This window comes from Streptomyces sp. NPDC001816, assembly GCF_042892235.1.
Lineage (GTDB): Bacteria > Actinomycetota > Actinomycetes > Streptomycetales > Streptomycetaceae > Streptomyces.
This window is the reverse complement of record NZ_JBIATY010000007.1, coordinates 453,671-467,698: the sequence shown is the minus strand read 5'-3', so window position 1 is coordinate 467,698 and position 14,028 is coordinate 453,671. Positions and strand designations below refer to the sequence as shown.

Genomic DNA, 14,028 nt, shown 5'->3' with positions numbered 1-14,028 from the left:
AGCCCCTACAAGACGGTGGAGCTGGGCGGCGTTCCCATGACACCGGCCCAGGCCTACGCGGCGGCACGCACCAAGCCCGACTCCGACGACTGATCTGAAGTCCCGGTGCGGATATAGCCGTTGTAAAGTTGCGCAATGCAGCAATCTGGCGCCTGCTGATCGTGGCGATCGTCGGTGCTGTTCGGCTCGAAGAAGCTGCCGGAGGCCGCTCGCGGGCTCGGCAAGTCGATGCGCATCCTCAAGAGCGAGGCGAAGGCCGTGAAGGACGACGGCGTCGCGCAGTCCGCGGCCCCCGCCGACGCCGCGCCCGAGCAGCCGGCCCCCAAGGTGCACCAGACCGCCCCGGGCGAGGCGGCCGCGGCTCGCACGGTCGCCGAGGAAACCGCCGCTCGCTGGCTTCCTGGGAAAGCTCTTCGGCCGCCCCCAGCACCGCACCCGCCCGAGCGGTGCGGTGCTGGGGGCGGCCGAAGGCCTGCCGTCCGCCGGCTAGCGGGCGGTCCCGAAGTCCTGCGTCCAGTAGCTGTTGGGCTGCGCCAGGCCGACGCCTATCTCCTTGAACGAGCAGTTGAGGATGTTGGCCCGGTGGCCGGGGCTGGACATCCAGCCCGCCATCACCTGCTCGGGAGTGGAGTAGCCGTAGGCGACGTTCTCGCCGTAGGTGCTCCAGTTGTAGCCGCCGCGCGTGATCCGGTCGCCGGGGGAGGACCCGTCGGACCCGGTGTGCGACATGTTCTGGTGCGCCGCCATGTCCTGGCTGTGGGCCTGCGCCACCTTCGTCAGGGTCGAGTTCAGGGTCAGGGCCGAGCAACCGACCTTGCTGCGCTCGGCGTTGACGAGCGCCACGATGCGAGCGACGACCCCGGAGGCCGTGGCGGTCGGCTTCGGGGTGCTCCGCGGGGTGGGAGTCGCGGAGGCGGTAGGCCTGGGGGCGCTGTGCGTCGCGGTGGGCTTCGGCTTCGGCTTTGCGGTCTTGTGGGGGGTCGCGGAGGCGGTCGGAGTCTTCGACGGCGCCGCAGTGGGCGCGCTGCTCTCGCCGCCCTGCCAGTGGTGATTCCAGTGGCTCTTCCGGTGGTGATCGTGGTGCGCGTGGTACTGCCAGGTCTGGGCCGAGTGGTTCCCGGCGCCGCCGGCCCGGGGCCCGCCGTCGTTCCCCCAGTCGCTACAGGCCGTGGCGACGGACGGTACGCCCACCGCACTCAGGACGACCGCCCCAATGACCAACCGCCGGTAGTGCTGCTTCTTACGATGCTTCGCCATGCGTGACCTCACCGGTAACTTCCTGCGGGCCGTCATTCTTAGAAAGCCCTCACAGGGAGCGCAAAGAGCCTTCGTACTACCTTGCTTCGTAGATACTGAAGGTCCTTGCCAAGCGCAGGGGAGCGTGCTGGTCCCACGTTTGCAGTTTGCGGAGAATGCTGTTGCCCCGTCAGAAACCCGGTGTGTTTCGGGGAACGGGTGAGAACGCCGAGTCGACGCAATGCCGTCCTGCCTGACCCGCCAGGTGCCCACGCCAAGCCGGACAAATCCCATATGTCGCCAGAACGGTATCTACTATTCGGCACCCCTAGCTCTCGGGGCGGCGTGACGGATGTCACGGAACCAAAGCTTCCGGTTCTCGTCGGCCGCCCAGAGGGCGATCTGTGTGCGCGAGCGAAGGCCCAACTTGTCGCGCACCTTGTCCAGGTGCGTGGCGACCGTATGCATCGAAAGTCTGAGTTGTTCGGCTATCTGCCGGTTGGTCAACCCTTCCGTCACCAGCTCGACCACCATGAACTCCCGGGCGGTCAGCCGTGACCGCTCGTCCGCGCCGCTGCTCGTCCGCAGGGCGTACGCGACGAGCCGCTCCCCGTGCAGCCCCCGTGCGCCGGTGACGGCAGCCTCCCGTGCGGCCGGCGACAGCAGTTTCCCGACCCGGTCCGCCGCCTGTTCCATCGTGCGTCGCCAGGGTGCTTCGGGCTCGGTGTCCAGCCGGCGGCGTGCCTGTGCGCTCGCCTCGTACAACCGCAGGGCGCGCTGCGGGTCCCCGCGCTCGGCGGCCACGAGGGCCAGGCCCTCGACGGGATACAGCGAGTGGAAGCTCGTCCCGGGGGTGATCCGCAGGACTTCGGTGAACAGGTGCTCGGCGCTTTCCACCTGCCCGAGGGCCAGGCGTACGGCTCCCGCGGTGTGCAGCGCGGCTGCGGTCCGGGGCCAGGGCGCGTGCTCCCTGAGCACCGGCAGGCACCGCGCCATGAGCGCGTCGGCTTCCGGCGCCAGACCCGCCTGGAGCAGCGCCCAGGCAAGGTGATGGGTGCACCACGCGATCTCCTCGGCTGTGCCGAGCGAGGCGAGGACGTCCCGGCACTCGCGCAGGTCCGCGACGGCCTCGGCGAACTCCTCGCGGCACAGCCGTGCCGCAGCCCGGGCGTCCAGGGCGTTGGCCAGTCCGGCGGGGTCGTGGCGCGTCCGCTCCCTGGCCACGGCCTGCTCGCCCCGGCGCAGCGCCTCGTCCAGGTCGGCCTGCTGGCAGGCCACCCGCGCGGCGAGCGCGGGCGCCTCTCCGCCCGGCGCCCAGCCGTCCGCTTCGCGTAGTGGTCCGGTCAGCAGCGCGCGGGCGGCCGACGGCTGCTCCTGCTGGTAGTGGACGCGGGCCAGCTCCAGCGTGAGCCGTGCCTGCGCGGCCTCGCCGTGGCCGGTGGCGCAGGCCAGCACCGAGGCGAGGTTGTCCCGCTCCACCGCCAGCGGGCTGCTCGCCTGGTCGGCGAACACGTCCCCGCGGCCCCCGTCGGCCAGTGCGGTCAGCCAGGCGAGGGCGCGTCGCAGGGTGCCCGGCAGCTCGCCGGACGCGCGCAGCCGCTCCAGAGCGTAGGCGCGGATGGCACCGAGCTGCCTGAAGCGGGTCGGCGCTGCGTCACCCGGCAGACGTACGACCAGGGACTTGGCCTCCAAGGCGCACAGAATGCGGAAGACCTGCCCCGGTCCGATGCCGTCGCTCACGCACACCGACCGTGCCGCGGCCACGTCGAAGCCACCGACCAGGACCGCGAGACGCCTGAAGACGGCCTGCTCCGCCGGGTCCAGCAGCCGATGGCTCCAGTCGACGGCGGCGGCGAGCCCGCTGTGGCGCCGGGGCCCGGTTCTGTTTCCGTCGGCCAGGAGGTCCAGCTGGCACAGCTGGTCGTCCAGCCCGGCCAGGATGTCGCCCGGCGCGAGGGCGCCGACGTGCCGGGCCGCGAGTTCGACGGCCAGGGTCAGGCCGTCCAGCCGCCGGCAGATCTCGGCAACCGTACGACCGTTGTCCCGGTCGAGCGAGAAGCCGGGCGAGCGGCTCGACGCGCGCTCGACGAACAGCCGCACGGCATCCGCCCGAAGCAGGGCCGCCACGTCGTCCCCGGCGTCGGCCGGGGGCAGGGACAGCTCGCCGACCCGGAACACCGTCTCTCCGGGCACCCGCAGGGCCTCCCGGCTGGTGGCCAGGATCCGCAGCCGAGGGCAGTGGCCGAGCAAGGTCGCGACGAGCCGGGCGCACGGCTCGACCAGATGCTCACAGTTGTCCAGGACCAGCAGCCGGGAGGCGTCCCCGATCGCACGGACCAGACCGTCGGCGCCGGTCCGGCCCGCTCGTTCGCCCACGCCCAGCGCGGCCGCCACGGACTGCGTCAGCACAGAGCCGTCCCGCAGCGAGTCCAGCTCCACGAGGTCCACCCGGGCGAAGCGGTTAGGCAACCCCCTGGCGCACTCCAGCGCCAGCCGCGTCTTGCCCACCCCGCCCGCACCGGTCAGCGTCAGCAGCCGGGTGCTTCTCAGAAGGGCGCGCAGGCGGGACATCTCCTGCTGCCGGCCGACGAAGGAGTCGAGTGCCGACAGCAGGACGGGGCCGTGGTCGTGGGTGGCAGGGGGCGGCGGTCCGGACGGCGAGGCTCGCCGTGCTGCCAGTCGCAGCCGGAGCGCCCGTTGTCTGCAGGCGTTGGAACAGTACCGGGCCGGCCGACCGCCGTGCGGTCTCGTGATCAGTGCTGCACCGCATGCCTCACACGTTCGACTCCGGGTCATCCCCGATTCCTGGCCGCCCACTCCGGGGAGGAAACCATCCCGTCAGGGCGTGGCGCCGGGGTCGATCCCGAGTACGACGGTTCCGGTCACTCCCTTGCCGAGGTCGCTGCCCGCCTGGGTGAGGGTCAGCAGGGTCGAGGACCCGCCGTTGCGGTAGATGCCGTCCCTGGCGTTGAGCGTGCGGGTCGCCCTGTTGTTCCGGTAGGGAGACAGGGCGGCGACCCTGGTGTTGTAGGTCTCCGGGAAGTAGAGCTGGCCCGTGTGGGACACATGGCCGCCGTGGTACGTCCCGTTGGACACCGTGCCGCCCGCATGTGTCTTGACGTGGATGTGCAGGGCCCGGCCGACGTACCAGCCCGGGTAGACGGTGGTGAACTCGGCGACGCCGGCGGCGTCGGTCAGCTGCACACCGCGCAGGAAGGTCGTGTCCGGGGTGGAACCGCCGGCCACGTAACCGGAGTAGATCCCGAGCGCGTCGCAGTGCCAGATGTCGACCGCCGTGTTGGGCAGCGGGGCGCAGGTGGTGCTGTCCGTCACCGTGACGCGCAGGGTGAGCGGAACGCCGGCCTTGCCCTCGGTGATGTCCTTGCGGACCGTCTCCAGGTCCAGGTAGTAGGGCCCCTCGGTCTGCTCGGGCGTGAGGACGCACGCCGCGGCGAGCCGGGCCGGGGTGCGGGGATCCGCGGCGGCCGCCGGCTGCGTGGCGGCGAGGCCCAGTGCGGCCACGCCGAGGGTGGCGCCGCCCAGGGTGGCGATGGCCGATCTGCGGGTGGCGCCGGCCCGGGTGTCGGCCGGCTCGGGGGCGCGCTGCGGTTCCGCGGTGTTGTGGTGGGGGGTGTCAGTCATGCTGTGACGATGGCGTGTGCGCCGACGCCTGGGATCGTACGGACGACCGATGAAATCGGGGGCGTTACGAAACTCCCGAGGCCCGTGCGGCAGACCTCAGGGAAGCCGCTGCCGCTCCGCCGCGTCGGGAGCCGAGGGCATGGCCAGGTGCGCGAGGTCGCCCGGCGGGGGCGACGTCACCGGCCACAGCGGAGCGGCGACCCCGTCGGCGAGCGCGGCCGGCGCGTCGGTGAGGTTCATGCGCTCGCGCAGCCGGCCGTAGAAGTCCATGGGGCCGAGCCGCACCGCCTTGAGCCGGCGGGGAGCGGCGTACACGCCGATCCAGTCCCCGGGGTTGAGCACCCCGCGCACCTGACCGTCGATGCTGACGGCGGCCTGGCCCGACCGCTCCAGGACCCGCAGCGCGATGGGCTCGTCCGGAGCGGCCACGACCGACCGGTTGAACGTCATGTGCGGGGCCACCGGAGTGAAGATGAGGCCCTCCGCGCGGGGCGAGACGACCGGACCACCGGCGGCGAAGCTGTACGCGGTCGAGCCCGTGGGCGTGGCCACCAGCAGCGCGTCGGCGGAGTACGACGCGAGGAGCCGCCCGGCGAGATAGACGCCCACCGACACCTGCCGGTCCCTGGCCAGCTTCTCCAGGACGACGTCGTTCAGCGCCGTGACGTTCAGGGCGACACCCCAGTCGTCACCGGTCTCGCACTCCATGCGCACCCGGGGCGGGGGCAGCATGGGCCCACGGGCGTAGTGCACCAGCGCCTCCACCTGATCGGGCACCTCCAGCCGGCAGGACGCCCGCATGGTGAGGAGCATCCGGCTCTCGACGGTGATCCGGTCCTCCCGTACGGCGTCCAGCGCCGCGCGCACGGCCGTGGCGGGGACCTCCGTCAGGAAGCCCACCCGGCCGAGGTCGACGCCGAGGACCAGGGCGTCGTTCTCGGCCGCCAGCCGGGCACCGCGCAGGAAGGTTCCGTCGCCGCCGAGGGTGACGATGAGATCCGGATCGCCCGCGGCGTCGAGTTCCTCCCGGGCGCTGTGCCGCGCGCCCTCCTGCCACACGTCGATGTCGGCACACTCCACGGCGTGCTCGGCGCTCCACTCACGCACGGCGCTCGCCGCGGCCACGGCCTCCGCCCGTCCGCCGTGCACGACCAGGCCGATACGGTTCACGGTCATACCCGCCTCCAAACCGGCTCTACAGAGGGCTCTCCCCACCACGATCCCCGGCCCGCACCGGACACGCCACGCCGCTGCCGGGGCAGGGGCCTGCCCGGCCCTAACCTGTGCTTACGTGCCGATCCGGCCGGATTTCTGTCACTGCCATGTCACAGCTGATCCACAGCGGAACCCCTGGTCAGGTTGGTCTGTCTCTGTCCGTGACCACCGGCACCGAGCCGGACGACCTGTTTGCTTCCGAAATCGGGGGACCCCATGCAGCACCGAAACACCATCCGCGTCACCGCGTCGGCGATGGTCACGATCGCGGCCGCTCTGTCGCTGACCGCGTGCCAGTCCGGTGGCGGCGCCCCGTCGGCCCAGAAGTCGTCCCAGGCTCCGTCCACCGCGGCCGCTTCCCCCACGGCCTCGTCTCCCAGCAGCCCGGCCACCGCTGCCTCGAAGCCCGCCGGCAGCGGCACCTCCACCCCTTCGGGCGCGACGGCCACGCCGGCGTCCGACCCGTCGGGCGGCACCGCGCCGACGTGTCCGCTCACCGCCCTGGAGGTGACGGCGTACCAGGCTGCCAACCGCCCGGACGGCACCGGCACCGGAGCGGCGATCGTCGAGTTCACCAACGTCTCCGGAAAGGCGTGCGTCCTGCAGGGCCACCCGACGGTGGCGGGGGCGGGCAACGGCTCGCCCGAGCACAACGCTCCGCTGAAGGTCACCCCCGCCGGTTCCGCGTCGAGCGTGAAGGTCGCCCCGGGCGGCAAGGCATGGGTGAAGCTGACCTTCGTCCAGGTGCAGGGCGAGGGCGACGGCTACTGCACGTCCGGCGCGAAGCCCACCGTGTACCCGACGCTGGTGGTCGGCCTGCCCGGGTCGGGCGCCCACCAGGTGGCCCTGTCGGACGGTGAGATCGCCGAGTGCGACAACAAGGTCACCGCGACCGCCGTGTCGGCGGTCAAGCCTTCCTGACCTCGTCGGGAGCCGGGCGGCGTCAGTGGGCCGTCGTCGAGGAGACGGCGGCCCGGGCCGCCCGCTCCACCAGCGCGACGCCGTCCTTCATCGAGGTGTTGCCGTCCGACAGGACCGCGACGAGGTAGTGGTGTTTGCCGGCCGTGATCCGGCCGACGCTGTTGACGTCCCACAGCCCGGTCGTGTTGCGCTGGAGCCAGCCGTTCTTCAGGGCCCACTCGGAGCCGGCGGCAGCCGAGACGCCCCAGGACTGCTCGGGGGCGATGCGGCCCATCAGCGTACGGATGTAGCCGCGGGACGTGTCACTGAGTGCGCGCGCGGAGCCCGTCTTCGAGGCGGCCCCGGTGTCGAAGACCGCGCGCAGCAGCCGTATCTGGTCGCTCGCCGTGGTCCGGGTCAGTCCCCACTTGGCGCCGGGGCCGCCCTTGGTGGTGGTCAGTCCCAGCCGCTTGTTGGCCGCCTGAAGTCCCGGGGCGAGGCCGATGCGCCGCCACAGGGCGTTCGCCGCCGTGTTGTCGCTGTGCTCGATCATCGCCTCCGCCTGGGCACGCTCCTTCGCGGTCAGGGCGTGCCCGGAGTCCTGTCCCTGGAGCAGTACCGTGGCGAGGATGTCGACCTTGATGATGCTCGCCGTGTCGTAGGTGGTGTCGTCGCCATACACCGTGGGCGTCCGGCCCGTGCCCTCCAGGTCGAGCACCGCGGCCGTCACGCGCGCCTTGCCCTTGGCGTGCACCGACGCGGAGAAGTCGGCCGGGGCGGAGCCGGACCCCGTCGACGTGGTGGCCGCGACCGCCGGTGCCGGGGCGAGCGCACCGGCCGCGAGCAGTGCTGACGCCGCGGCCGCGAGGACGCCACAGATCGCCGCGCGGGGGCCTCGGGGGTGCGACGAGGAGCGGATTCGGTACGCCATGGAGAGGGCCTCGGCAGTTCGGGGGACAGGGACACAGGACTGCGAACGTAAACAAAACGCCCGCTTCGCGAAGTGACCGCTGCCACGGCAGGCCCGTTCAGGACCGAATTGTGAGCAGAGCAACAACGGGCACACGAGAACCGAACGCGACCACCGCTCACGCCGCGTGAACATCGGAACGGCTTGCTCTCCTCACCCGTGGGGAAGAAAGTGACCAGAGAGGCATACTGGGCCCGGGAGGCGTCATGAGCACATCAGCTGAGCCGAGAGTGTCGGGCCTGGAGATCCGGTCGATCGACTACGTCCCCCTGGACGAGCGGCACGGCAAGCTGTGGCATCTGGGCCCCCTGTGGTTCATGTCCAACGCCCAGATCGCCACCCTCGCGGTGGGGCTGATCAGCATCACCGAGGGCGGCAACCTCATCTGGTCGCTGCTGGCCATCGTCGCCGGCACCTTGATCGGCACCTTCTTCATGGCCTTCCACTCCGCTCAGGGCCCCCAGCTGGGCCTGCCCCAGATGATCCAGTCGCGGCCCCAGTTCGGCTACGTCGGCGCCCTCCTGGTGTGGCTCTTCGCCTACATCCAGTACGCGGGATTCAACGTCTTCAACAGCATCCTCGCCGCCGACGCCCTGCACACCACGGTGCACGGCGGCGTCAAGCTGTGGGTGGTCGTGGTCACCGTGGTCGCGCTCGTCATCGCGCTGGTGGGCTACGACGTCATCCACAAGGCCGAGCGGTTCCTGACCTACACCTTCCTTCTCATCTTCGGGATCTTCACCATCGGTGTCCTGGCCACCCTGCACTACCCGGCGGGCTCCTTCGACCTCGGCGCCTTCAAGTGGACGCCGTTCCTGGCCCAGTTCGGCGTGGTCGCCGGCTATCAGATCAGCTGGGCGATCTACGTCTCGGACTACTCGCGCTACCTCCCGCCGGACGTGACCGTCCGCAAGACCTTCTACTGGACGTACTTCGGCTCCGCGCTCGGCGGTATCTGGCTGATGGTGCTCGGATCGCTGCTGGCCGCCTGGGCCGGCAAGGACTTCGAGACGATCGCGTCGATCAACGCCGCCGGCGACAAGGTGTTCAGCGGATTCGGCGCGATCGTGCTGCTCTTCTCCGCCCTGGGCCTGGTGTCCGTCACCGCGCTGAACATGTACGGCGGTTCACTGACCCTCATCAGCGCCATCGACTCGTTCAAGCGGGTGCAGCCCACGCTCGGCGTGCGTCTGCTGACCCTCGGCCTGACCGCGGCTCTCTCCCTGGTCGGCGCGCTCGCCGCGACCTCCAACTTCCTCGCGAACTTCAACAACTTCCTGCTGCTGGTGCTCTACCTGTTCATCCCGTGGACCGCGGTGAACCTCATGGACTACTACGTCGTACGCCGCGGGCACTACGCCGTCGCCGAGATCTTCAACCCGAACGGCATCTACGGGCGCTGGGGCTGGCACGGCATCATCGCGTACCTGGTCGGCTTCGGCGTCATGATCCCGTTCTTCTCCGTCGGAACCCTGTACGTCGGCCCCGCCGCCGAAGCGCTCGGCGGAGCCGACATCTCCCTGTTCATCGGCCTGCCGGTCTCCGCACTGCTGTACTGGTGGCTGACCCGCTCGATCGACGTGGAGGCCGAGACACGCGTGGCGGAGGCGGAGGCCGCGGCACTGGAACTCGCGGCACACGAGCACCGCGAACCGTGACGCACGGGACCCGGCCGCTGCCCCTGGCCAGGTCACGGCCTGAGCATCCGGTCCTGCTCCACCAGGGGCGCGCCGTCGTGCCAGGGCAAGGGCTTGCCGAAGCGGACCAGCTCGCCGTAGAGCATCGGATCGACGCCCTCGGTGAACACCAGGTCGAGCACGGCCCGGGCGGCGTCGGCGGGGGACTGGGCCTGGCTGTAGTCGCTGAACCACGGGCGGGAGGTGGCCGTGTCGACCATGCCGGGGCAGACGGAGGCGATCAGGGTGCCGGCGGCGAGGTCGTGTGCGCGGCGCTCGGCCGCGACCGCCCGGACGGCGGCGACCTGCGCCACCTTGGAGGGCACGTTGAGCCAGCGCGGCCAGCCCGCCTCCTCCGCGGTCCTGCTGTGGACCTCGCTGCGCCAGGACTCGACGGCGTACTCGACCTGGTCGAGGCTCGCACCGTCGAAGAGGGGGTGCAGTCGCGGATCGAGGTGGCCCAGGGTGCCCAGGCTGCTGGCCACGACGAGCAGCCGCCCGCCCGGGCGCAGAACGGGCCCGAAGGAACGCAGGATCGCGTGTGTGGCGGTGTTGGAGACGTCGATGAACTCGTCGGCGCGCTCGGACTGCGACTCGTCGGGCAGTACCCGGGCGACCGCGTTGGAGATCACCACGTCGACGCCGCCGTACTGCCGGTGGAGTTCACCGGCCAGCCGGTCGATGGCGTCGGTGTCGGTGACGTCCAGGACCCGGCCCTGGACCTGACCGCGGGTGGTGGGCAGTCGGGCCACCTCGGCGGCGGCCTCGGCGACGCGCCGCGGGTTGCGGCCGGTGAGCAGGACCAGGTCGTCGGGGCCCATACGGGCCGCCAGCCCCTCGACGAGAGCGCGGCCGAGACCCTGGTTGGCGCCCGTGACGAGGGTGATTCGCGAAGCGTTCATGCATGCCACGCTAGAAACACGTGCACTATGAGTCCAACGAAAGTTCCGCACGGCTGGTATGCGTAAACGTCATGGACTTCAGCGATGTGTCGCTCACGGCACTGCGCGTCTTTCGCGCGGTGGCCGAGCAGGGAACCTTCACCGCGGCCGCCGCGTCGCTGGGCTACACCCAGTCGGCGGTGTCCCGGCAGATCGCCGCGATCGAACGCGCGGCGGGCACCGAACTGCTGGAACGCAGGCGCGACGGCGTACGGCTGACCGCGGCGGGCCGGGTCGTCATGCGCCGGGCGACGGTCGTGCTCGACGAGATCGACGCGGCCGCGCGCGAACTGTCCGGCCTTCCCGGGCAGGCCGGGACGGTCCGGCTCGGCTGGTTCCCCAGCGCCGGAGCGGTGCTGGTGCCCAGGGCCCTGACCGCGCTGCGCCGCACGGACCCCGGCCTGAACGTGGTCGGCCGGGAGGGCGGCACCCCGGCCCTGGTCCGTGCCCTGCGCGCCGGCAGCCTGGACCTGGCGCTGCTGGCGTCGGCGCCGCCGTTCCGGCCGCCGGACGCCGAGTCACCCCCGCTGGTGCTGCGGACGCTCACCGAGCGCGCCCTGCGCCTCGCGGTGCCGGCCACCCACCCGCTCGCCCGCGGCGACTTCGTCGACGTGGCCGACCTGCGCGGTCAGCGCTGGATCGCCGGGTCCTCCTCCGGAGAGGACGGGCTGATGGGGGTGTGGCCGGGCCTGGACGAGCGGCCCGACATCGCCCACACCGCCCGCGACTGGCTGGCCAAGCTCCACCTGGTCGCCGCCGGCTGCGGACTGACCACCGTGCCGGCCTCACTGACCCCCGCCGCGCCGCCGGGTGTACGCATCCTGCCGGTCCGCGGCGGCCCCCAGGAGCAGCGGCGCCTGCTCCTGGCCCGCCTGCCGCACCCGCCGGCCGAAGCGGTCACCCGCGTGGCAACAGCCCTCGGCGGTGCGGCCCTTGACCTCGACACACCGGAGCGGACACAGCCGTCCCCCTGACCGACGGAGGTGCGGCGTCAGGCCGGTTCGCCCCGCCAGGCGCCGTCCCGCTGGGCCCAGCGTACGGTGGGGGCCACCGCGAGCCCGGCCACGGCGAACACCACGCCGAGCACCGCCCAGCCGAGCGTGCCGTGGGCGATCGCGGTGACCGTGACCAGGGCCGGTCCCGCCATCATCCCCGCCGACATCCCGGAGCCGAACACACCCTGGTACACGCCGTGCGCCCGGGCGTCGGCGAGTGCGTACCCGAGGGTCCAGCCACCGGCCGCCGACAGCACCTCGGCGAAGACCTGGACCACCGCGCCGGCGGTCAGCGACAGCACGGCCCACACGGGGGAGAGGCCCGCGGACAGGGCGTACACCGCACAGGACACCGCCAGCAGCAGTCCCGCCCAGCCCATCGCCCGTACCGCGCTGGGCACTTGGGAGGCACGGCGGGCGGCCCGCACCTGCAGCAGCGCCACCAGCACACAGTTGACGATCATCAGCAGGGCCGCCGTCCAGCGCGGCGCCTCGGTCCGTTCCACGATCCACAGCGGCAACCCGACCTCGGAAAGCGTGTACTGCACGACCAGCGCCGCGTTGAGCACGGTCACCGCCAGGAACGGCACGTCACGCACCGCCCGCCAGCGGTCCACGGCCGGGGCGTCGTCGTCCAGCGCCGCCCGCTCGCGCACATGCGACGCCAGCGGCATCCGCGGCACCAGCAGCGCGGGGCCCGCGAAGGACAGCGCGTTCACCAGAATCACCGTCATATATGCGCCCCGGGTGTCCAGTTGGAGGGCGACCGCACCAAGCGCGCCGCCCAGGCCCATCGCGACGTTGGTCACCATCCGCAGATACGCCCGTGCCTCCACCCGCGTGGCCGCAGGCAGCACGTCGGCGTAGAGCGCGCCCTGCACCCCACGGCTCGCCATCTGCAACGCCGTCGCGCAGATCACCGTCACGAGGAACCCGGCGTAGGAGTGCACCAGCGTGTACGCGGCCGTGGCGATGCCCGTGCCGCCCCACAGCAGGGCCCCCATCTGCCGGGCACCCCACCGGTCCGCGGCCCGCCCGGCGGGCACCCCGGCGGCGACACCCACCAGACCCGCGACCGTCATCCCGACACCGACCGCCGTCGCGTCCAGGCCGACGATGCGCGTGAAGTAGAGGATGCCGAGCGGGAAGTACAGCCCGTTGCCCAGGGAGTTGACGGCGGTCAGCACGGTGGCGAGGCGCAGGACCGGGTCGGCCGGGAGCAGCCCGCCCGCACGGGTCGCGCGACTCGCCTCGGGACTGTCGTGCTGGTCAGGGGCGGATGAGATAGGTGTCGTGGTCATGTCGACAGCCAACCCCGTCCTCACCGGCGTCCGACAATGATTTAGCGTGGCGCTCAATGATCGAGTTCCGCTTCGCCGTCGGCGACCTCGCCACCACCTCCTTCGCCTACTCCCCGCTGCAGGAGGCGGTGTTCTCGCTGCGCTGCCTGCACGACCCGGCCCGCTACCCGCACCACCGGCCGTGGCTGCGCCGCATCCGCCCGCGCCTGGAGACCCTCGACCGCGAAGTGCTCACCGCTCTGATAGCCCCCTGGCTGTGGGTGCCCGACTTCCTCACCCCACGCCCGGCCCGCGCCCGCCCCACGTTCTCCGAGGAACTCGACGAGGTCCGCCGCACCCCGCCGGACGTCGTCGCCGCCGACTTCCGCGCCACCTACCGCACCGACGACGCCCTCCCACCGGTCGTCGCGCGAGCCCTGGCCGACCCCGCGGCCTTCCTCACCCGGCTCACCGACGCCGTCGACGCCTACTGGCACACCTGCCTCCACGACAGCTGGTGGCCGCGTGTGCAGAGCATCCTGGAGGCCGATCTCGCCCATCAGGCAAGGGTGTTGGCGGAGCAAGGAGCAGCGGCACTCTTCGTCGGGCTCGACTCGCGGCTCGTGTGGACCGGCGACCAGCTGCGGCTGACCCGCGCGCGCGACACGGCCCCCTGGCCCCCGGCCGACATCCGCATCGCCGGGCGCGGCCTGGTGCTGATGCCGACGGTCTTCGCCCGGGGAGCCCAGACGGTGATCGACCCCTCGCGCCCGCCGGTGCTCATCTATCCGGCCCGCGGCCGCGCCACCCTCTCCGAGGCACCGCCACCGGTCACCGACCGCGCCCTCATACGACTCCTCGGCCGCCCGCGCGCCCGCCTGCTGAGCCTCCTCGCCGAACCCGCCTCCACGACCGAACTCGCCCACCGCCTGAACGTCACCCCCGGCGCGGTCAGCCAGCACCTGGCGGTCCTCTACGACGCGGGGCTGCTCAGCCGGACCCGCAGCGGCCGTACGGTGCGGTACGCGCGCACGGCCTTGGGCGACGAGCTGTGCCGTTAGAACTCCCAACGAAATGGACGGCGGATGCACCCCTGACGGGACGCGGATCCTGCGGTACTCGCCGATGAAGGGGTAACTATGGGCGAGATCGCTCCGAGGGAGCTGATCTCCC

The 14,028-nt window shown here is 71.9% G+C and carries 11 protein-coding genes and 1 pseudogene; 5 read left to right on the top strand and 7 right to left on the bottom strand.

What is annotated here, in order from left to right:
* Window positions 1-128: 128 nt before the first annotated feature.
* Window positions 129-378: pseudogene (tatA, locus tag ACFYZZ_RS27150) on the top strand (Sec-independent protein translocase subunit TatA); the annotation flags it as partial.
* Window positions 379-486: 108 nt separating this feature from the next.
* Here the strand turns inward: tatA and ACFYZZ_RS27145 are convergent.
* The 4 genes from ACFYZZ_RS27145 to ACFYZZ_RS27130 all read right to left on the bottom strand — a co-directional run bounded on the left by ACFYZZ_RS27145 (window position 487) and on the right by ACFYZZ_RS27130 (window position 6,054).
* The gene (locus tag ACFYZZ_RS27145; protein ID WP_389180937.1) at window positions 487-1,257 is read right to left on the bottom strand and encodes a CAP domain-containing protein; all 771 of its coding nucleotides are present in this window, start codon (window positions 1,255-1,257) and stop codon (window positions 487-489) included.
* Window positions 1,258-1,551: 294 nt separating this feature from the next.
* Window positions 1,552-3,807 (bottom strand): ATP-binding protein, encoded by a 2,256-nt coding sequence (locus ACFYZZ_RS27140; protein ID WP_389180934.1) that lies wholly within the window; start codon window positions 3,805-3,807, stop codon window positions 1,552-1,554.
* Between the two features lie 267 nt (window positions 3,808-4,074).
* Window positions 4,075-4,878, bottom strand: a complete 804-nt coding sequence (locus tag ACFYZZ_RS27135) for an intradiol ring-cleavage dioxygenase (RefSeq protein ID WP_389180931.1) — start codon at window positions 4,876-4,878, stop codon at window positions 4,075-4,077.
* 96 nt (window positions 4,879-4,974) lie between these two features.
* Window positions 4,975-6,054, bottom strand: a complete 1,080-nt coding sequence (locus ACFYZZ_RS27130) for an NAD(+)/NADH kinase (protein WP_389180928.1) — start codon at window positions 6,052-6,054, stop codon at window positions 4,975-4,977.
* A gap of 255 nt (window positions 6,055-6,309) precedes the next feature.
* Between ACFYZZ_RS27130 and ACFYZZ_RS27125 the strand changes: the two genes are divergently transcribed.
* Window positions 6,310-7,014 carry a DUF4232 domain-containing protein gene (locus ACFYZZ_RS27125; protein WP_389180925.1) on the top strand — a complete coding sequence of 235 codons (705 nt, stop codon included), beginning with the start codon at window positions 6,310-6,312 and terminating at the stop codon, window positions 7,012-7,014.
* A 22-nt stretch (window positions 7,015-7,036) separates the two neighbouring features.
* Here the strand turns inward: ACFYZZ_RS27125 and ACFYZZ_RS27120 are convergent, their stop codons facing one another.
* Window positions 7,037-7,924 carry a serine hydrolase gene (locus ACFYZZ_RS27120; protein WP_389180922.1) on the bottom strand — a complete coding sequence of 296 codons (888 nt, stop codon included), beginning with the start codon at window positions 7,922-7,924 and terminating at the stop codon, window positions 7,037-7,039.
* Between the two features lie 245 nt (window positions 7,925-8,169).
* Here ACFYZZ_RS27120 and ACFYZZ_RS27115 point away from each other — a divergent pair, with 245 nt between their 5' ends.
* Window positions 8,170-9,621: a purine-cytosine permease family protein gene (locus tag ACFYZZ_RS27115; RefSeq protein WP_389180919.1), complete on the top strand. Its 1,452-nt coding sequence runs from the start codon at window positions 8,170-8,172 to the stop codon at window positions 9,619-9,621.
* A gap of 32 nt (window positions 9,622-9,653) precedes the next feature.
* Here ACFYZZ_RS27115 and ACFYZZ_RS27110 read toward each other — a convergent pair whose 3' ends face one another.
* Window positions 9,654-10,541, bottom strand: coding sequence for an SDR family NAD(P)-dependent oxidoreductase (locus ACFYZZ_RS27110; protein ID WP_389180916.1), 888 nt, complete (start codon window positions 10,539-10,541; stop codon window positions 9,654-9,656).
* A 71-nt stretch (window positions 10,542-10,612) separates the two neighbouring features.
* On the opposite strand from ACFYZZ_RS27110, the gene ACFYZZ_RS27105 reads away from it, so the two are divergent.
* Complete coding sequence (locus ACFYZZ_RS27105) at window positions 10,613-11,554, top strand: LysR family transcriptional regulator (protein ID WP_389180913.1); 942 nt, start codon at window positions 10,613-10,615, stop codon at window positions 11,552-11,554.
* Between the two features lie 17 nt (window positions 11,555-11,571).
* Here the strand turns inward: ACFYZZ_RS27105 and ACFYZZ_RS27100 are convergent, their stop codons facing one another.
* Window positions 11,572-12,876 (bottom strand): MFS transporter, encoded by a 1,305-nt coding sequence (locus ACFYZZ_RS27100; protein ID WP_389180910.1) that lies wholly within the window; start codon window positions 12,874-12,876, stop codon window positions 11,572-11,574.
* A 56-nt stretch (window positions 12,877-12,932) separates the two neighbouring features.
* Between ACFYZZ_RS27100 and ACFYZZ_RS27095 the strand changes: the two genes are divergently transcribed.
* Window positions 12,933-13,916, top strand: coding sequence for a helix-turn-helix domain-containing protein (locus tag ACFYZZ_RS27095; RefSeq protein WP_389180907.1), 984 nt, complete (start codon window positions 12,933-12,935; stop codon window positions 13,914-13,916).
* Window positions 13,917-14,028: the final 112 nt, after the last annotated feature.